Annotated in this window: 16 protein-coding genes; 9 read left to right on the top strand and 7 right to left on the bottom strand. The window is 74.1% G+C overall.

Annotated elements, in window-relative coordinates; genetic code table 11:
* Window positions 1-235 precede the first annotated feature (235 nt).
* Window positions 236-1,306: a class I SAM-dependent methyltransferase gene (locus PH189_RS09710; RefSeq protein ID WP_274188577.1), complete on the top strand. Its 1,071-nt coding sequence runs from the start codon at window positions 236-238 to the stop codon at window positions 1,304-1,306.
* A gap of 150 nt (window positions 1,307-1,456) precedes the next feature.
* Here the strand turns inward: PH189_RS09710 and PH189_RS09705 are convergent, their stop codons facing one another.
* Window positions 1,457-4,441: an AfsR/SARP family transcriptional regulator gene (locus tag PH189_RS09705; RefSeq protein WP_274188576.1), complete on the bottom strand. Its 2,985-nt coding sequence runs from the start codon at window positions 4,439-4,441 to the stop codon at window positions 1,457-1,459.
* A gap of 764 nt (window positions 4,442-5,205) precedes the next feature.
* Between PH189_RS09705 and PH189_RS09700 the strand changes: the two genes are divergently transcribed.
* Window positions 5,206-5,691 (top strand): hypothetical protein, encoded by a 486-nt coding sequence (locus PH189_RS09700; RefSeq protein WP_274188575.1) that lies wholly within the window; start codon window positions 5,206-5,208, stop codon window positions 5,689-5,691.
* 298 nt (window positions 5,692-5,989) lie between these two features.
* On the opposite strand, the gene PH189_RS09695 is transcribed toward PH189_RS09700, so the two are convergent.
* On the bottom strand, window positions 5,990-6,889 hold the full coding sequence (locus PH189_RS09695; protein WP_274188574.1) for an alpha/beta fold hydrolase: 900 nt from the start codon (window positions 6,887-6,889) through the stop codon (window positions 5,990-5,992).
* Window positions 6,890-7,502: 613 nt separating this feature from the next.
* On the opposite strand from PH189_RS09695, the gene PH189_RS09690 reads away from it, so the two are divergent.
* Window positions 7,503-8,789: an MFS transporter gene (locus PH189_RS09690; RefSeq protein ID WP_274188573.1), complete on the top strand. Its 1,287-nt coding sequence runs from the start codon at window positions 7,503-7,505 to the stop codon at window positions 8,787-8,789.
* Here the strand turns inward: PH189_RS09690 and PH189_RS09685 are convergent.
* Window positions 8,717-9,436 (bottom strand): GntR family transcriptional regulator, encoded by a 720-nt coding sequence (locus tag PH189_RS09685; RefSeq protein ID WP_274188572.1) that lies wholly within the window; start codon window positions 9,434-9,436, stop codon window positions 8,717-8,719. The genes PH189_RS09690 and PH189_RS09685 overlap by 73 nt on opposite strands.
* Before the next feature lie 71 nt (window positions 9,437-9,507).
* Between PH189_RS09685 and PH189_RS09680 the strand changes: the two genes are divergently transcribed.
* Genes PH189_RS09680 through PH189_RS09670 form a run of 3 tightly spaced genes read left to right on the top strand, consistent with a single transcriptional unit; the run spans window position 9,508 to window position 12,248 of the window.
* Window positions 9,508-10,737 (top strand): CaiB/BaiF CoA transferase family protein, encoded by a 1,230-nt coding sequence (locus tag PH189_RS09680; protein ID WP_274188571.1) that lies wholly within the window; start codon window positions 9,508-9,510, stop codon window positions 10,735-10,737.
* A 31-nt stretch (window positions 10,738-10,768) separates the two neighbouring features.
* Window positions 10,769-11,389 carry an isochorismatase family protein gene (locus PH189_RS09675; protein ID WP_274188570.1) on the top strand — a complete coding sequence of 207 codons (621 nt, stop codon included), beginning with the start codon at window positions 10,769-10,771 and terminating at the stop codon, window positions 11,387-11,389.
* A complete protein-coding gene (locus PH189_RS09670; protein ID WP_274188569.1) occupies window positions 11,382-12,248 on the top strand; it encodes an alpha/beta fold hydrolase in 867 nt (288 codons plus the stop codon). The genes PH189_RS09675 and PH189_RS09670 overlap by 8 nt, the downstream gene beginning before the upstream one ends.
* 73 nt (window positions 12,249-12,321) lie before the next feature.
* On the opposite strand, the gene PH189_RS09665 is transcribed toward PH189_RS09670, so the two are convergent.
* Window positions 12,322-13,155: a DUF427 domain-containing protein gene (locus PH189_RS09665; protein ID WP_274188568.1), complete on the bottom strand. Its 834-nt coding sequence runs from the start codon at window positions 13,153-13,155 to the stop codon at window positions 12,322-12,324.
* Between the two features lie 116 nt (window positions 13,156-13,271).
* Between PH189_RS09665 and PH189_RS09660 the strand changes: the two genes are divergently transcribed.
* Window positions 13,272-14,672, top strand: a complete 1,401-nt coding sequence (locus PH189_RS09660; protein WP_274188567.1) for an NAD(P)/FAD-dependent oxidoreductase — start codon at window positions 13,272-13,274, stop codon at window positions 14,670-14,672.
* A 9-nt stretch (window positions 14,673-14,681) separates the two neighbouring features.
* On the opposite strand, the gene PH189_RS09655 is transcribed toward PH189_RS09660, so the two are convergent.
* A complete protein-coding gene (locus tag PH189_RS09655; protein ID WP_274188566.1) occupies window positions 14,682-16,613 on the bottom strand; it encodes an ABC transporter ATP-binding protein in 1,932 nt (643 codons plus the stop codon).
* Between the two features lie 132 nt (window positions 16,614-16,745).
* Here PH189_RS09655 and PH189_RS09650 point away from each other — a divergent pair, with 132 nt between their 5' ends.
* Window positions 16,746-17,339, top strand: coding sequence for a dihydrofolate reductase family protein (locus PH189_RS09650; protein WP_274188565.1), 594 nt, complete (start codon window positions 16,746-16,748; stop codon window positions 17,337-17,339).
* 14 nt (window positions 17,340-17,353) lie between these two features.
* On the opposite strand, the gene PH189_RS09645 is transcribed toward PH189_RS09650, so the two are convergent.
* Window positions 17,354-18,085, bottom strand: coding sequence for a TetR/AcrR family transcriptional regulator (locus PH189_RS09645; protein ID WP_274188564.1), 732 nt, complete (start codon window positions 18,083-18,085; stop codon window positions 17,354-17,356).
* 258 nt (window positions 18,086-18,343) lie between these two features.
* Here PH189_RS09645 and PH189_RS09640 point away from each other — a divergent pair, with 258 nt between their 5' ends.
* Window positions 18,344-18,700: a hypothetical protein gene (locus tag PH189_RS09640; protein ID WP_274188563.1), complete on the top strand. Its 357-nt coding sequence runs from the start codon at window positions 18,344-18,346 to the stop codon at window positions 18,698-18,700.
* 48 nt (window positions 18,701-18,748) lie between these two features.
* Here PH189_RS09640 and PH189_RS09635 read toward each other — a convergent pair whose 3' ends face one another.
* Window positions 18,749-18,922, bottom strand: a complete 174-nt coding sequence (locus PH189_RS09635) for a hypothetical protein (RefSeq protein WP_274188562.1) — start codon at window positions 18,920-18,922, stop codon at window positions 18,749-18,751.
* Between the last annotated feature and the right edge of the window lie 88 nt (window positions 18,923-19,010).

The following is a 19,010-nucleotide window of genomic DNA, read 5'->3' as shown; positions in this document are numbered from 1 at the left end:
CGGACGGTGCGCGCCGGGTCCTCGGGAAGGTCTGCGGTCGCGTGAAATGGCCACGCCGCGGCGCCGGGTGCGGCCCCGCCACCCCGGCCCGGTGGTCCGGGCACGGGTCACGCGGCACCCGGCGAGGCCCTCGCACCCGCCCTGACCAGCACGTTTCACACGTGCCGAAGCGGCGCCGACAGCGCGCGCCGCACCCTCGGGACCGGACAGGGTCCGGACCACCGGGGAGGACGAGATGGGACAGGTACCGGTCACGGACACCCCGCAGCCGGGGACGGCTCCGGCGGGGGTCGTCGCGCCCGTCGTCGACCGCCACGGGCTGACGCACCTCGCGTACGGGTTCATGGCCTCGAAGGCGCTGTTCGCCGCGCTCGGGGTCGACCTGTTCAGCTGCCTGGCCGCGGGGGAGCGCACGGTGCCGGAGCTGTCGGCGTCCACGGGCGTCGCCGCCCACCGTCTGGCGACGCTGTTGCACGCGCTCGCCGGCGTCGGGCTGGTCGTCGCCGGGCCCGACGGCTACACCAACGCGCCGGCGGCGCAGCGCTACCTCGTCCGCGGGGCCCCGGGCGACCTCGGCGACTACTTCCGGCTCCAGGTGGCCCAGCAGGTCTATCCCGCGCTGCTGCACCTGGACGCCGGGCTGGCCGGGACGGGCGTGGCCTTCGACGCCTGGTCGGGGCTGCTCGCCGATCCCGGGGAGGCGCGGGTGTTCACCGAGGCCCAGCACGCGGGGTCGCTCGGCCCGGCCCGGCGGCTGGCCGATCGGCTCGCCCCCGCCGGCCCCTGCTCGGTGCTCGACGTCGGCGGCGGCAGCGGCGCGTTCTCGTACGCCCTCTGCGCCCGGGACCCCGGCGTCCGCGCGACCGTCCTCGACCTCCCCGCGGTGGTGGACGTCGCCCGCGAGTACCGGGAGCGGGCCGGTCTCACCGACCGCGTGACGCTGCTGGCCGCCGACGCGGTGCGCGACCCCTGGCCCGGCGGGCTGGACGTGGTGCTGATGTCGTACCTGCTCAGCGCGCTCGGCGACGCCGAGATCGATGTCGTGCTCGCCAAGGCCCACGCCTGTCTCCGCCCCGGCGGGCTGCTCGTCGTGCACGACTTCGTGCTCCACGACGACGCACCGGGTCCGGCCCCGGCGGCTCTGTGGTTCCTCCAGTACGTCGCGTCGCGTCCCGACGCGGTGTCGTTCTCGGGGGCCACACTGGCCGCGCGGCTGCGAGGCCACGGCTTCGCGCCCCGCCGCCCCGAGGTCCTCATCCCGGAGATCACCAAGGTGATCGTGAGCTCGACGGCGGTGCCGACGTGACCCATCCACCCGCGTCGACCCGTTCGCGATGACGGCGAACACCGTCACCGACGCGGCAGAGGACGCCGCCCGGCAGCGGCCCGGCCGGGGGCGCGGTCCCCGCTGACGCGGGTCGGTCGCGGGTCCGTCGGCTCATGGTGACGCGCCGGGTCACCGGCGGCCGGCGAGCGCGGAGGACCCGGGCGAGCCCGCCCGGGCCCACGCGGCGAGGCGGGCGCGCGCGAGGGCGACCGCCCCGGGACCGGTGAGCGCCGATCCCCGCCGGGCCGCGGCGGCGACGCCGTCGGCGCCGACGGCGGCGGCGGCCCGCTCGAACCGGCGCGCGTCGAGGGGCGACGGCTTGCCGGCCGCCACGAGGGCGTGGTGGAGCACGACGGCGTCCTCGTCGGCGCCGAGCCGGACGAGCAGCCGCACCACGTAGCGCAGGTTCAGCCACTGTTGCGTCCAGTCCCCGACGCGGTCCCAGTGATCGAGCACCACGGCGAGCGCCGCCGCCCCCGCCGCGGGGTCCGCGTGGACGGCCCGGGTGGCCGCCGCCTCCATCAGCGCGATGCCGTGCCACCAGAAGTTCCGCACCGAGGCGGCGAGCTCCGCGGCCTCGTCGAACCGGGCCAGCGCGCGTTCGGGGTCGGACTTCTTCAGCACCAGGCCGAGGGCGTAGTGCGCCATCGACAGCGCCGTCGGGTTGCCGGTGGTCAGGGCCACCTCGACCGACTCCCGCGCCGCGGCCATGCCCTGCTCGGGCGTGCGGAGCACCGCGCGGCACACCGCGACGTAGTAGAGGGTCCACACGAGCCGGATCGGGTCGTCGTCGGCCCGCGCGCGCCGCACCTCCGCCTCGTAGTGGCGCAGCGCCGCGACGGCGTCGCCCTCGTAGAGCGCGACATCGGCGAGGACGTCCCCGGGGTAGGCGATGCGGGCGGTGCCACGGCCCGGCGCCACGCCGCCCGCGCGCTCGGCCAGCGCCCTGGCTTCGGCGAACTCGCCGCGGTTCCAGGCGCCCCGGGCGGCGGCACCGATGGCCGCGACCCGCAGCGGGTGGTCGCCGTCCACCAGGTCGAGCGCGCGCTCGGCCCAGCGGGCCCACTCGTAGCCGACCCGCAGGTGCACCAGCTCGGACACCGACGTGACCAGCACCAGGGCGGTGTCGACGTCCCGGTCGGCGCCGGCCCGCTCGAACGCGGTGCGCAGGTTGTCGTAGTCGGGCAGGGTGCGCTCGACCCACGCCCGCTCGTCGGGCCCGTGCAGGGAGCGGCCGAGCTCCCCGGCCTGGGCGGCGAAGTACCGGGCGTGCGCCCGCCCGACCGCGTCGTCGGCCCCGGCCTCCCGCAGGCGCTCGCGGCCGAACGCGCGCAGGGTCTCCAGGACGACGTACCGGGAGCGCGCGCCCGAGGAGCGCACCGTCACCAGGGACTTGTCGACGAGACCGGCGAGCAGGTCCAGCGTGTCGTCCTCGGTATCGCCCGGCCCCCCGCACACGCCGTGCGCCCCGCCGAGGTCGAAGCCGCCGGTGAAGACCGACAGCCGCGTGAACAGCGCCTTCTCGGGCTCGGAGAGCAGCCGGTAGGACCAGTCGATGGTCGCCTCGAGGCTCTGGTGGTGGGAGAGGGTGCCCCGGCTGCCCAGGCGGAGGAGACGGCCGCGGTCGAGGCGGTCGGCCACCTCCGACGGGCTCATGACGCGCACCCGGGCGGCGGCCAGCTCGATCGCCAGGGGGAGGCCGTCGAGCCGGCGGCTGACCTCCGAGACCACGGCGGCGTGCTCGCCGTCGAGGCGAAGGTCCGGGCGCGCGGTGCGGGCGCGGTCGGTGAACAGCACGACGCCGTCGCCCGCGGTCAGGGGCGCCACCGGCACGAGACGCTCCCCCTCGACCGCGAGGGCCTCCCGGCTGGTGGCCAGGACCACGACCCCCGGCGCGTGCTGCACCAGCTGGTCGAGCAGCCGGGCCGCGACCGCCAGGACGTGCTCGCAGTTGTCCAGCACGAGCAGCAGCTCGCGGCCCCGCAGGTACTCGATCACGGTCTGCTCGATCGTGAGTCCCTGGCGCTGCTGCACCCGTAGCGCGACCGCCACCGCGTCGCTGACCGGCCCGTCGTCGTCGAGCGGCGCCAGCTCGCAGAGCCAGGCGCCGTCGGGGAAGCGGGACTGCTCTCGCACGGCGCACTCGACGGCCAGCCGCGACTTGCCGACGCCGCCGACCCCGGTCAGCGTCACCAGCGGGCCCTCGCGGAGGGCGGCGACGACGCGAGCCACGTCGGCCTCGCGGCCGACGAAGCTGGTCACCCGCCGGGGCAGGTTGCCCACGGTCGCGGCGGGAGCCGCTGGCGGGGGGCTCGGCGGGGCAGGGGCAGGGGCGGGGGCGGGGGCGCGCAGGGCGGGGGCCTCGACGGCCGGCACGGGCCCGGCGTCGCCCGCCAGGACCCGCTCGTGGACCTCTCGGAGCGCGGCTCCGGGGTCCGCGCCCAGCTCCTCGCGCAGCCGGCCCCGCATCTGCCGATAGGTGTCCAGGGCGTCGGCCTGCCGACCGCTACGGACCTGGGCGAGCATGAGCTGGCCGGCCAGGCGCTCGTCGAGCGGGTGGGCGCGCAGGGCCGCGGCGACCTCGACGACCAGGTCGCCGTGCCGTCCGGCCGCCAGTGCGGCGTCGTTGCGGTCCAGGCCGACCGCGAGGCGCTCGGCGGCCAGCGACGCACGGAGGCCCGCGAACCACGGGGTGTCGACCGTCGCGAACGGTTCCCCGCGCCAGAGCGCCAGCGCCCGGTCGTAGAGCGCCGCGGCGTCCGCGGGCCGGTCGGCCGCGCGGGCCTCGGCGACCAGCAGCCGGAAGCGGTGGAGGTCCACGGACGCCGGGTCGGTCGCCAGGACGTAGCCGGCGGGCCCACGGGTGATGCGCAAGCCCGGGACGTCGGCCAGGAGGTGGCGCAGGCGGGACAGGTAGGCCGAGAGGGCGTTGCGGGCCCGGTACGGGGGCCGGTCCGCCCACACGCGGTCGATGAGCTGGTCGCCGGTGACGGGACGGCCCACGTCGACGAGAAGCGCGGCGAGGACGCAGCGTTGCCGGGCGTGGCCGATGTCGATCTCGGCGCTGTCGACCCGGACACCGATCTCGCCCAGCAGCCGGAACTCGACGGCCATCGCGCCCACCTCCGAGCGCCGGGTCAGGGGCTCCGACCTCCCGTTCCTACTCCTCCGGCGTGTCGCTGACCAGGAGATTTCACGCGCAGCGCGGAGAGGCCGAGGAGCGCGTCACCACCGTAGGGGCGTCCGCACGCCCGTCCGGAGACCATCGACGGCGGACGTGCGCGTCGAGCCGGACCTCGGCGGCGATGCACCCCAAGCCGCACCGGGCGGAAAGCCCACATGGCGGAGAAGTGGGGTTCCGGCACGTCGTGACGCGACGGATGTTGCACCCTATTGAGGGAACCGCGGGGTCATTACCCACGGCTAAACCTCCCGCGACATGAACTGAACGCGATCAGCGACCAGCTCTCACGAGTGAATAGCGAGGTCTGAACCCTCGAACGCCCGCAACATGCAGTTACTCCGGGTGCCGATCACTTATCGGCGGCGTTACCGCCCCGTGACCTTCTCGTTGGGGCTGCGACGTCATCGTCCGGGACCGCCACACGCGGTCCCGATCCGGCGGTGGCTGTTGGGGGGCTCATGCGTCCGTGCCCGCGAGGGTCGGGCGGACCGACCACTGGGTGCGCCCGGGTTGCCCCCAGACATGTGTCCGTCCGTTCCCGAGGAGCTCCCTGATGATGAAGAAGTTCGGTGTCGTGACCGTTGGTGTGGCCGCCGGGTTGGTTGCCGCCGCCCCGTTCGCCTCCGCGCACGAATCCCAGCACGAAGGCCACGGTCAGCACGACGCTCACAGCAACGACTCCGCGTCGTGCAACGTGACAGGCGGTAGCGCTGCGGCCAACGGCGGGATCGGGGGCGATTCCCTGCTCGGCAACGTGCTCACCCAGACACCGGTGGGTGGCTCGAACGTCGGCAACATCGTCTGCAACGACATCCTCAACGGCAACCTCAGCGGCAACAACGCCGACGTCAACATCGGCGGCTCCGCTACCCCTGAGATCCCCGTGGTGACCCCCGAGCCGGAGGGCGACACCGGCGGCGAGCCGACCGATGAGACCCCGGTCGACGAGACCACGACCGACGAGACCACGACCGACGAGACCACGACCGACGAGACCACGGTCGACGAGACCACGGTCGACGAGACCACGGTCGACGAGACCACGGCCGACGAGACCACGGCCGACGAGACCACGGCCGACGAGACCCCTGACCGCGAGGGCGACACCGACGAGACCCAGGTCGACGAGCCCTCGGCCGAGGGGAACCCGGCCGAGGCGATCTCCTCGGACATCATCTAGAGGCAGAGCGACGGCGTGGTCACGCTTCGCGCCTCGTGCCCACGGGCCCGGCTCAGGCAGCGAGCCGTACCCGTGACGTCCTGGGCTCCGGTCGCCGCTCACCACGGCGGCCGGGGACCGAGACACTCCTGATCGCATCGGGCCTCGGGCCGGGGCCTCCCCGATCATCGAGGATGGTTCCGGTCCGAGGCCTGGCCCGGGCGACGTGCGCTCTTGCGGCTCCTGGCATACCGCGATGTCAGGGCCAAGCCACCGATGAAGGACCGACGCACACGTGACCACAGCACGTGACCTCGGCCTACGCGCCGAGGTCGGTGCGCGCCGCGAGATCGAGCAGCTCGCGGTGGAGCCGGCCGGGGTACTGCAAGGGCAGGAAGTGGCCACCGAGCAGCGAGACGAACCGGGCGTCGGGCAGGTCCCGGGCGGTCCGCTGGAGGTCGTCCGCGGCGGCGAGGTTGTCGAGGACGCCGGCCACCACGGTCACCGGGAAGGTGGCGAACGAGGTGTCCATGGGCTCCTGGTCTGCCGCGGCGAGGACGAGTCGGGAGTACCAGGTCCAGGGGTGGGTGGCGAACTCCTGGGCGACCGCGCTCGCGGCCCGCAGAGCCGGGGGAGCCGGGACGCCGGCTGCGGACACGAGGGCTCGGGTCGCGTCCAGGAGCGGGACCAACATCGAGACGCCGGCGGCCACCGGTGGGCCGACGAACCGCAGCGACCAGGCGCCGACCCGGCCCAGGGGCTCGCGCAGCTCGCGCAGCACGCCGGTGGGGCCGAACAGGATCCGGAACGGGTCCCCGGGCTGTCCGCCGACGGCCAGGATGCCGGCGACCCTCTCGGGGTGGCGCCGGGCGAACGCGAAGGCGACGTTGACCCCCACCGACCAGCCCAGGAGGAGCGCGCGGTCGATGCCGGCGCCGTCCATCACGGCCTCGAGGTCGTCGGCGTGGTCGTCCACCGTGATGTGTCCGGGGTTCGCGGGCAGCGCCGAGGCATCCAGACCACGGTGGTACCAGGAGACGGCGTGCACACCGCACTCCGGGTCGGTGAGCAGCGGCCACGCCGCGGGCGGGGCGCCCATCCCGTTGCTGATCACGACCGGGTAGCCCGCGACCTCGTTGTCCCAGCTTCGGACCCACGTGCCGTCTCTGCTGACGACGCCGGGCAGCGCCTTCTGGCCGGGCCGCGCCGGTGCGGTCATGAGGGGTTCCTGACGATCGGGGACGTCCCCGGGAGGTGCCCTCTCCGGGCGCGGTCGAACGCGTGGCGCCCCAAATGCGGCCGCCAGGACCAGCGCAAGTGCGTAGGTGGCCCAGGCCCGGCGTCCGAGTCGCCGCGACGTGCCACCCGCGTCGGGACATCCGGGCGGCGATCCACGTCATCGCCTCCTGGGCGTGGATCCGGCGGGCGTCCTGGTCGCGGCCGTCGCTCTCGCCGCGTCCGCGAGCGGTGGGGCACCGCGCGTGCGGGTCCTCGTGACCGCCGCCCTCGCTCCCGGCTCGATGGTGCTGCTGGCCGACGTGCGAGCTGGGCCGCGGGCTCCTTCCTCGTCGGTCGCTGACGAGGCCTCCGACGGCGAGTTGTGTATGCAGAGAGACGTGTCATCGATGCTGCAAGGGGCAGAGAGACCGATAGGCGCGTCCTGGGTATACAAGAGCCTTGCGTTCATGGCGTAGGTCACTGCACGCTGTCCCTCACGGAGCCCGTACGCCGCGGGACGGGAGAGGCAGGTCATGCGGCCCACCGAAGAGCTCGCTCCCTCGACCGATCGCCCGAGAACGGGGCTCTCCCCGGGCCGGACCGCCCTGGCGTGCATGATCGGGACGCTCGTCGAGATCTACGACTTCATCCTGTACACGTTCGTCGCCGCCCTCGTCTTCGGGCCGCTGTTCTTCCCGGGTGCGCAGCCGTGGCTCGGCACGCTCGCGGCGCTCTCGAGCCACGCGGTGGCGTTCCTCGTCCGGCCTCTGGGCGCCTGGGTCTTCGGTCGCCTCGGCGATCGCTGGGGGCGGCGCGGCGCACTCGTGATGTCACTGTCGCTGATGGGCGTGGCCTCGGCCGGGGTCGGCCTGCTGCCCACCTTCGCGGCCATCGGGGTGGCCGCGCCGGTGCTGCTGGTGGTCCTGCGCCTGGTCCAGGGGCTCGCGGTGGGCGGCGAGTGGGGCGGCGCGGTGGCGGTGGCCGTCGAGCACGCCCCGCCGTCGCGGCGGGTGCTCTACGGGTCGCTCCCGCAGGTCGGCTCGGTGCTCGGTCTCGCGCTGGCGGCGGCGTCCCTGCTGATCGTCTCGTCCTCGGTGGACGAGGAGACGTTTCTCAGCTGGGGCTGGCGTGTGCCGTTCCTGGCCGGATTCGTGCTCGTGGGGCTCGGGATGATCGTCCGACTGCGTCTCGAGGAGACGCCGGACTTCAAGCAGACCCGCGACGAGGTCCCACCGTCGTTCGCCGCGACCGTGCGGGAGGCCGGCCGGCCTATCCTTGCGATGACGCTCTCCTGGCTCGCGATCATCGTCGTGGTCTACGCCCTGATGACCGGCCTGCTCGCCTACGCGAAGACCTACGTCGAGGGCATCGACGCCGTCGACGTCCAGGTGGGCCTCGTCCTGTGCGGCCTGCTGCTCGTGCCCTACACGATCGGCGCCGCGCTGCTGTGCCGCCGGGTGTCGCGCGAGCGCCTCGTGCTCGTCGCCGGTGCGTTCGCGGTCCTCTGGGCGTTCCCGGCGTTCGCCCTGGTCAACACCGGTGAGCCGGCGCTGCTGTGGCTCGCGATGGCGATCGGGGTGGTGCCCTACGGACTGGGCAACGGTGCGCTCCCGTCGCTGATGAGCGACGTCTTCCCGGTGCGCCTGCGCTATACGGGGATCGCCGTGTCCTTCGCCCTGGCCAACGTCATCGGCGGGGCTCTGCTCCCGCTGCCGGCGCTCGCGCTGGTGCAGACCTTCGGCGGCTCGTCGGTCCCCCTCGCGCTCGCCCTGGTGCTCGGCGGACTCGCCACGGTCGTCGGCGTCGCCATGGTCCGGCGGCTGCCGCGTTACCCCGCGGGCTCGCCGGGCCCGGAGCTCGACACGTCCTCCGAGGGCTCCACCTCGGCGGCCTCGCGGTGACCGTCGTCGGCGCCGGCGGAGGGCAGACGCATCGCCTCGCGCGCCGCGAGGATGTGCGCCCGCATGAGGTGGCCCGCCCACGCGGCGTCGCCGGCCCGCAGGGCGTCCACCAGCTCGTGGTGGTGGGCCGCGCTGCGCACGAAGTCCTCCGGACGGAAGGCGCTGTAGCGCGCCGCGACCGCGGGGACGTCGAGGAGCCCGTGCACCATCGCCTCGAGGCGGGGCCGGTGGGTGGCGGCGGTCAGCGCGAGGTGGAAGAACCGGGCGTTCTCGGAGAAGGCGACGAGGTCGACCGAGGGCGCGGCGACCACGGCGTCGCCCTCCGCGCACAGCCGGTCCAGCGTCTCGAGGTCGTCCGGTCCCGCCGTCCCCGCGGCGAGCTCGGCCGCGTGCGACTCCAGGACCACCCGCAGGTCGAGGATCTCCTGCTGCATCTCGGGTCGCCAGCGGGCGACGCGGGCGGCGCGCCGCGGCGACACCTCGACCAGCGATTCCCCCGCCAGGCGCCCCAGGGCCTCCCGCACCGGGGTCCGGCTCACGCCGAGGCGCTCGGCCGACTCCACCTCGGGCAGCGGCGTCCCCGGGGCCAGGACCCCTTCGAGGATCTCCCGGCGCAGCTGGCGGTAGGCCGTGTCTGCGCGGTTCACCGCTGCTCCACGGCCCGACAGCCTATCGACAGTCCGGCACGGTGTGCCGACGGCGAGACAGGAGACCCCCGATGACCGCGTACGCCGCCGAGCCCGCCGCCGGCCCCCTCGGCGCCGGAGCCCTCCAGGGTGTCCGCGTCCTCGAGCTGGGCCAGCTGCTCGCCGGGCCGTACTGCGCGCAGCTGCTCGCCGACCACGGGGCGGACGTCGTCAAGCTGGAGGACCCGCAGCACGGGGACGTCATGCGGCAGTGGGGCCGGACGTTCGAGGGCCGCTCGCTGTGGTGGCCGATCGTCGCCCGCAACAAGCGGTGCGTCACCTGCGATCTGCGGACCCCCGAGGGCCGGTCGATCGCCCGGTCGCTGGCCGCGGACGTCGACATCGTGATCGAGAACTTCCGCCCCGGGACGATGGAGCGCTGGGGCCTCGACCACGAGACGCTCGCGGCCGAGCACCCCGGGCTGATCATGGTGCGGATCAGCGGGTACGGGCAGACCGGTCCCTACGCCCACCGCGCGGGGTACGCCTCGGTCGGCGAGGCGATGGGCGGGCTGCGGCACCTGGTGGGCGAGCCCGACCGGCCTCCCGGCCGCTGCGGTATCTCCCTGGGCGACTCGCTGACGGCGATGTTCGGCGCCCTCGGCGCGCTGTCGGCGCTCGAGCACCGCCGCCGGACCGGGCGGGGCCAGGTGGTCGACGCGTCGATCTACGAGTCGGTCCTGGCCGTCACGGAGTCGCTGATCCCGGAGTGGGTCCTCGCCGGGCACGAGCGCACGCGAACCGGCGCGACCCTGCCCGGCGTCGCGCCCAGCAACGTCTACCCGACCGCGGACGGCGGGAGCGTCCTGGTGGCCGCGAACATGGACACCGTCTTCCGCCGCCTGACGACCGCGATGGGACGCCCGGAGCTCGCCGACGACGAGCGCTTCGTGACCCACGGCGCCCGTGGCGCGCACGCCGCGGAGCTCGACGAGATCGTCGCCGAGTGGACCTCGGCCCGTCCCGCCGACGTCGTGCTCGCCCACCTCGAGGAGCACGGCGTCCCCGCGGGCCCGATCTACCGGGCCCGCGAGATGCTGGCCGACCCGCACTTCCGGGCGCGGGAGTCGATCGTGTCGATGGCCGACCCCCGTTTCGGCGAGCTCCCCATGCAGGGCGTGTTCCCCCGGCTGTCCAGCTCACCCGGGGAGGTGCGCTGGCTCGGTCCCGAGCTCGGCGAGCACACCGACGAGGTGCTCACCGAGCGTCTCGGCTACACGCCGGAGGCCGTGGCGCAGCTGCGCTCGGCCGCCGTGATCTGACCGGCCCGACCTCCGACGGGAGAGGACACCCATGACCGACGAGTTCACCGCCGCCGGCTACTCCAGCCACGACATCGGGTTCGGCCGCCGCGCCGCGATGCTGGTCGTCGACTTCCAGCGCGCCCTGACCGAGGGGGAGTACGCCCTCGGGCGCAGCCCCCACGTCCGCGAGGCCGTCGACCGCAGCGGCCCGCTGCTCGACCGCGCCCGGGCGCTCGGTGTCCCCGTGCTGCACACCGCCGTGGCCTTCGACGGGCCCGCCGACCTGGGGCGGTGGAAGATGCCCGAACTCGGGAAGATCACGCCGGGCTCGCCCGCCGCCGAGATCGATCCCAAGGTCTGGCACTCGTCGGACGAGCTGGTGATCAAGAAGGCCCCGTCGGCGTTCTTCGGCACGCCGGTGGCCTCGATGCTGAGGTTCTGGGACGTCGACACCGTCGTCGTCCTGGGGTGCATGACCTCCGGCTGCGTCCGCGCCACGATCGTCGACGCCTTCTCCCACGGTCTGCGCACGATCGTCGTCGGCGAGTGCTGCGGCGACCAGCAGGAGCAGGCCCACCGGGCCAACCTCGCCGACGTGGGCCGTCGCTACGCCGACGTCGTCGACGTCGACGCGGCCGTCCGCGGTCTGGAGGGGATCGCGGGTGCCTGAGGTCAACATCGACGGCCGGCGCCTGCACTTCGAGGTCCACGGTGCCGGCGAGGACCGTCCCCGGATGATCGCGATGGGCGGCTGGGGGACGTTCTGCCACGGCCGGCTCGGCGATCTCCCGCGCGCGGTCGTCGCGGACTTCGAGGTCGTCGTCTTCGACTACCGGGGCCTCGGCGAGAGCGACGACCGGCCCGAGGCCGAGGCCTCGACGCGCTCGTACGCCGACGACGTCGCCGCGCTGCTCGACCACCTCGGTGGTGGCCCCGTCCACGTCCTCGGGATGGTCGGGATGGGGGCGTGCGTCGGGCAGGAACTGGCGATCCGGCGACCCGACCTCGTGCGCTCGCTGTTCCAGACCGGGTCGTGGGCCTACGCCGACCCCGCCCTCACCGACCAGCTGACGATGATGCGCCGGGTGCACCAGGAGCTGGGCTTCGAGGCCTTCCAGATGCTCTGCGCCTCGCTGAGCTTCACCCCGGCGTTCTACGGCCGACACCGCCACCGTCTGCTCGGCCCCGACGGCGCGTGGGGCGACCTCGTGGGGCGCGCCGACGCCCACGCCCGGCTCGTCGCGGCCTGCCTGGACCACGACACCCGCGACCGTCTGGACCAGGTACGCGTCCCGTGCTTCGTCCTGCACGCGGGCCGCGACCCGATCACCACGGTCGACCACACCGGCCTCCTCGCCGACCTGCTGCCGGACTGCCACACCGAGACGTGGGCGGATACGTCTCATGTCATCGCCGGCAAGGAGCAGAAGCTCCGCCTCGATGCCCTGCTGCGGTCGTTCTACGACGGTCTCGCCGCGGTACCGGCTCCGGAGGCCGCCGTCGCGGCGCACCGCGCGTCGGAGGTCTGACGCCGCGGGGTCCGTCGGGCGTGGGCGATCCGCCGAGCACGACCCCGACGCACGGCGGTGCAGCGCAGCGCCGTCAGCTCCAGGGGGTGAGCGGGCGGTCGCCCCGCTCTCCGTCGACCACGATGTCGACGCGCTCGTCGAAGAAACAGACCATGTCGGTGACCGGGACGGCGTCGGGCCACGGGTCGGGATAGGTCCAGGCGACATCGGTCGGGGTGCCGTCGGCGTCTGCCGTGGCCCAGTACGACGCGACGCCCTTGTAGGCGCAGGTCGTCCGGGTGCCGCTCGGCCGGAGCAGGTCGAACCGCACGTCCTCGGGCGGCAGGTAGAACCGGACCGGCAGGCCCGTCTCGAAGAGCAGGCTCGGCCGTGAGCTCTCCGCGAGAACCGTCCCGTCGCGCTCGACGCGGACGTGACGGTCGCTGCGCAGGACGTCGATGCGGGCCAGCGGGTCGTGCGGATGGCCGATGACGCGCTGCGCCTCCTCGAACCACGCGTCGAACGCGTCCCAATCGAGGACGACGTGGTCGGCGAGATCGGGGTCCGCGAGCCGGAACGCCGCGCCGACCCGTTCCTGATGTGCGGTCCGCAGGGTGAGTACGTCGCCCTGCGCGGTGTGGTGGCCGAAGCCGGCTTCGGGCGTGAGCACCTCGGTCGCCGCGGCTCCCATCCGGACCGGCCCGCCGTGCGTGTCACCGTCGCCGGGGCGGCCGGGAACGAGCTCGGCGGCGACGTCGGTGATCGGCACGGCGTACTGCGGGACGACGCGCTGCGGCTCCCAGAGCAGCACCGCCCGTCGGGAGTCGACGACGGTCGTCCCGCCGATCACGGCTCGCACGTGCTTCGCCGTGGGGAAGTAGCGCAGCTCGGAGAGCCCGGACTCGAAGCGAGCGAGACGTGTCGCCATGGACGGATCCTGCTCGCGTCGCGCCGGCCCCTCAACACCTCCGGGTCGTCGACGTGCGCGATTCTCGGGGTACGACCCCGACGCGACACGGGGGTGGTGGGGCCCAGCCTCGCGTCATGGACGACGGTCACGTGGTGGTGTGCGGGGCGGGAGTGGTCGGGCTCGCGCTGGCGACGATGCTGGCGGGGGAAGGCCGGTCGGTCACGGTGCTGGAGGCCGACCCGGCGCCCGCCCCGGACGGTGCCGACGCGGCGTGGTCGGGGTGGCCCCGGCACGGGGTGGCGCAGTTCCGCCAGCCGCACTGTGTCTTCCCGCGGTTCCGTCACCTCTGCGACGAGGACCTCCCGGGCGTGACCGACGCTCTGCTCGCCGCCGGGTGCCGGTCGTTCGATCCCCTCGACACCGCCCCGCCGTCGCTCGGTGACCACGCCTCCCGGCCCGACGACGACCGGTTCCGGTGGGTCACCGGTCGTCGTCCCGTCCTCGAGGCGGTGCTGGCGTCGTGGGCCGAGCAGCAGCCGGGGGTGACGATCCGGCGCGGCGTGCGGGTCACCGGACTGGTCCAGGGCGACCGCGCGACGCGCGGCGTGCCCCGCGTCGCGGGCGTGGTCACCGACGACGGAGAGAAGCTGCGCGCCGATCTCGTGGTCGACGCGATGGGGCGCCGCACGCCCTCGGACGCCTGGCTCGCGGACCTCGGCGCGACCCCGCCGCCGCGCACGGCCGAGGACAGCGGCTTCGCGTACTACACCCGCTACTTCTCCGGCCCGCTCCCGGAGTGGCGCATCGGGCCCCTCGTGGCGCACGGGACGGTCACGCTGCTGACGCTCCCGTCCGACAACGACACGTGGTCGGTCACCGTGTGCGGCGCCTCGCGCGACGTCCCCCTGAAGAACTTGCGCGACCCCGTCTGCTTCGACCGCGTGCTGCACGGCTTCCCGATGCAGGGGCACTGGGTCGATGCCGACGCCCAGCCCGGGGTGGCGGTCATGGCCGGCGTGCTCGACCGCATCCGCTCCCTCGTCGTGGACGGCGCGCCGGTCGTCACGGGCTTCACCGCCGTCGGGGACGCCTGGGCCTGCACCAACCCCTCCGCCGGGCGCGGCATCAGCATCGGGCTGATGCACGCCCGGGCGCTGCGCGACACCCTCCGGGAGCACCCCGACGACCCGGCGGCCTTCGCGCCGGCGTTCCAGCGGCTCACCGAGGACCGGGTCGCGCCCTACGTGCACGCCCAGCTGCGGACCGACCGTGCCCGCGTCGCGGAGATGGACGCCCTGCGCCGGGGCGAGCCGGCGCCTGCCGGCGACCCCGACGAGGCCGCCTTCGCCGCGGCGGCGATGGAGGACCCCGAGGTCTTCCGGGCGCTCCTCGAGGTCGTCATGTGCCTCGCCCTCCCGGGCGAGGTCCTCGCCAGGCCACGCATCGCCGACGCCGTCGCACGGCGGCGCGGAGAGGCGCCCGCACCGCCCCCCGGCCCCGACCGACGCGACCTGGTGGCGCTGCTCGCCGCGTGACGAGCGGGCTCAGGCGGCGGAGGAATCGTCCGTGCTGCGGCTCGTGAGGACCTTGCCGTCGGTGAAGAGGACGCCGTCGGCGCACCGGGCCTCGACCGCGCCGGCGCCGAACTGCTCGGCGTAGAGCTGCGCGTACAGCCCCCCGCGCGCCAGCAGTTCGTCGTGCGTGCCCTGCTCGACCAGGCGGCCACGGTCGATCGCGAAGATCACGTCGGCGGCCAGGATCGTCGAGAGCCGGTGCGCGATCGCGATCGTCGTCCGCCCGGACATCACCGTCTCCAGGGCCTGCTGCACCAGGCGCTCGCTGGTGGTGTCGAGCGCGGAGGTGGCCTCGTCGAGCACCAGGATGCGCGGGTCGGCGAGGATCACCCGGGCGATCGCGATGCGCTGCTTCTCGCCGCCGGAGAGGCGGTAGCCGCGTTCCCCGACGACGGTGTCGTAGCCCTCGGCGAGGCCCTCGAGGTGCTCGGCGATGTTCGCGGCCCGGGCGGCGGCGCGGATTTGCTCGTCGGTGGCGTCCGGGGCGGCGTAGCGCAGGTTCTCGGCGACGGTCGCGTGGAACAGGTAGCTCTCCTGGGTCACCATCCCGACGAGGCCGGGCAGCGAGGCGAGGGTGAGGTCGCGGACGTCGGTGCCGTCGAGACGCACCGAGCCGGCGTCGACGTCGTAGAGCCGCGGGACCAGCGAGGAGAGCGTGGTCTTGCCCGCCCCGCTCGGCCCGACGACCGCCGCGAGCTGGCCGGGCTCGATGTGCAGCGAGAGGTCCTCGAGCGCCCACGGGCCGGGCTCGGACGGACGCCCGGGCTCGGCGTCGACGGGGTAGCGGAACCAGACGTCGCGGAACTCGACCTCGCCGCGCGCGTCCGCCTTGGCCAGGGGGCGCGCGTCGGGCCTGTCGCGCAGCTCCGGGACGAGGTCGAGATACTCGAAGATCCGCCCGAAGAGCGCCAGCGACGTCTGCACGTCGAGCGACACCCGCAGCAGGTTGACGATCGGGAACAGCAACCGGGTCTGCAGGGTGGTGAACGCGACGAGCGTACCGGCCGAGATGCCGGCGTCGCCGCGGGCGGCGAGCAGACCCGCCACCAGGTAGACCACGGCCGGGATCAGCGCGAAGAAACCGGTGACGACGGCGAAGAAGGACTGGCCGCTCATCGTCTGGCGGATCTGCAGGGTGGTCTGCCGGTGGTTCTCCGAGCTGTACCGCGCGACCTCGTGCTCCTGGCGGCCGTACACCTTGGCCAGCAGGACGCCGGAGACCGACAGGGTCTCCTGGGTGATCGCGCTCATGTCCGACAGCGAGGACTGGGTGCGCGCGGCGATCTTCCGCCGCACCCTTCCGACCCGGATCTGCAGCACGAGGAACACCGGCAGCAGCACGAACGCGACCAGCGACAGCTGCCACGACAGGGCGACCATCGCGATGACCGAGGCGACGACGGTGACGACGTTGCCGAGGATCGACGACGCGGTGTCGGTGACGACGGACTGGACGCCGCCGACGTCGTTGTCCAGCCGCGACTGGATGGACCCGGTCCGGGTGGAGGTGAAGAACCCGAGGTGCATCCGCTGCAGGTGGGCGAAGAGCTGGTCGCGCAGCGACTGCATGACGCGGTTGCCGAGCACGGTGGTCAGGTAGGTCTGGCCGATCCCGATCAGCGCGGAGACGGCGGCGATGGCGATCATCGCGCCGACCAGGGCTGTCAGTAGCCCGATCCGGGGCCCTCCGGGGACGAACAGGGCGTCGTCGAAGACGCGCTGGGTGAGGAACGGCGTGACCACGCCCAGCGCGGAGGTGACGAGGATGGCGAGGGCGATGAGCACCAGGCGCCCGCGGTAGGGGGCGAAGAGCGCGACCGCGCGCCGTCCCGTGGTGTCCTTGCCCGTGGTCCCGGTCGGTGTCGAGGGCTCGGCGGTCGCCTCGCTCCAGCGCTGCGCCATCTGCCCTCTTCTCCCGTCGTCAACCTCACTCTGCACCGCGGACGGGGGCGATGTCGAAACGAGGGTGGGTGCGTTCGTCGCCAGGGTGAGGGACCGGCACCGGGCCGGTCGCCCCGCCCGAGGGAGGCACCCATGACCGCGACCTACACCTTCGACGTCTTCTCCAGCCTCGACGGCTACGGCTCGTACGGAGGCGACGGCGACTGGGGCGGCTACTGGGGCAAGCAGGGTCCCGAGCTGCTCGAGCACCGCCTGGCCTCGTTCGAGGACGAGCACCGCATGGTCTTCGGCGCGACGACGTTCCGGCAGTTCGTGGCGATGCTGGCCGAGAGCACCGAGGAGTCGGAGGTGCGCGACCCGTGGGTCGACCGGATGCGCACCATGCCGATGACGGTGGTCTCGTCGACGCTGGCCGGTCCGTTCGACTGGCCGGACGCGACCGTCGTGAGCGGCGACGCCGTGGACATCGTCCGGCGGCTCAAGGAGGAATCCGATGTGCCGTTGCGTTCGCACGGCAGCCTGTCGCTGAACCGGGCGCTCATGGCCGCCGGCCTGGTCGACCGCCTCCAGATCACGATCTTCCCCGTGATCACCGGGAGGACCGGCACCGACCCCGTCCTCGGCGGTGCGGATGACTTCGACCTCGAGCTGCTCGAGCGCCGCACGCTCGACGGCGCCATCCAGGAGCTCGTCTACCGGCCCACGCTGCACCGCAGCGGACGTTGACGCGGGCCGGTCGCTCAGGCGTCACGGATCCGGGCGAAGCACTCGGGGTCGGGCGCGGGGCGGTGCTCCCAGCCCGACTCGCGAAGGTCGGCGAGCCACGACGTGGTGGCGATGATGGTCAGGATGCCGAGCCAGGTGTCGGTCATGCGCTCGAAGTAGGTGGGCGGACCGAGGATCGTCTCGGCGAACGAGTGGTGGCCGGAGGACGCCGCGACGACGAGCCGGCCCACCCGGTCCGGGTCGGTCTCGGGGCGCAGCAGACGCTGGTCGAGCGCGGACCGCAGGTGGGCGGCCGTCGAGCGCGCCCAGTCGCAGTACCAGGCGCGTTGTCGGTCGGCGAACTCCGCGGCCCCGGCCATCGCCCGGCTCCCGCCCCGCACGACGACGTCGTGGGTCCACCGGCCGACGTAGGCGTCGGTCTCGACGAGGAGCGTGCGCAGCGGGTCGAGCCCGCGATCCGCGATCATGCTGCGCACCACGTCCCAGGACTCGACTGTCTCGTCCATGAGGACGGTGGCGAGGTGCGCCTTCGAGCGGAAGTGGAAGTAGAGGGCGCCCTTGGTGCGTCCGGAGGCGGCGAGGATGTCCGAGAGCGAGGCCGCGTCGTAGCCGCGCTCGTCGAACAGGCGCGCGGCCTCGACCAGCAGGGCCTGGCGGGTCGTCCGGCCCCGCTTCTGGGGCGACGAGCCGGAGTCGGACCACCCGACGACCGGGACGTCCCACCAGGTCGTGACACCCGCGTTCATCGCGCTCACCCTCCCGCGGCTCCACCCGTCCACCGCTGGAGAACGTGACGGTAGTGCTCCGAAGCGGCCGGTTCCGGGGATATCGGTGGACAGCACGTGCCTCTCGGTGAGCGGTGCGGCGGGCCGGGGAGGACGCACCTCGCCTGTTCGGCCTAACGATCGCGGGGGGGTTCTGCTACAGCACGTCGCAAGAGCTCGGACCGTCGGACGATGCGAGGTGTCCGGGAACATCCCAGGGCCTCGCACCGTCACAGCGGCATGGAACGCGTGATGCCGCCCCGGCCCGGTCCCTGGGCACCCATGCCCCGATGGGTGCCGCAGGTGCCGGCCGGGCTGGGCGATCTCGGAGAGCTCGGCGAGCCCTTCGCGGCGAGCGCCTGGCACCACGCCGTGGCGATGGCGTCGGGCTGGAGGGGCGAGCCGACGGCGACGTCGGGCTGGGGCTACCCGCCGCCCACGGCGTACCGCGCCGTGCCCGTGCCCGTGCCCGTGCCCGTGCCGGTTCCGGCGCCGCGAGCCGCGCCCGTACCCGTCCCATCGCCGCGCCGGGAACCGGGCCGGCACACGGTGCCGCGCCTGCTCCCGACCCGGCCGATCGGGGTCGCCCACGCGTGACTCGGGCCGGTCCGCGCTTCGACACCGCTCCCGACGGCGGCGTCGAGCTCAGCGTCGGGGCGGAGGGTCGACCACCAGGAGCCCGACGGCGCGTCCGAGTCCGAGCATGCCCAGCAGCTCGGTGCAGTCCTCGACGCCGGTGGCGTGGGACGCGACGACGCGGGCGGCGGTGCGCTGGTCGTTCTGGTGCGCAGCCTGAGCCACCTCGTGGGCGTCGGTCACACGGTTCGCCGTGGGCGTGGACTTCGGTCCGGCTCTCACAGGGCACCGCCCTGGGCGACGGGCGAGGTCGTCGCGGCGCTCCGGCGTG

This window comes from Actinomycetospora chibensis (assembly GCF_028737215.1).
GTDB lineage: Bacteria > Actinomycetota > Actinomycetes > Mycobacteriales > Pseudonocardiaceae > Actinomycetospora > Actinomycetospora chibensis.
The sequence above is the reverse complement of the archived record's forward strand: the minus strand, read 5'-3'. Positions and strand labels throughout refer to the sequence as shown.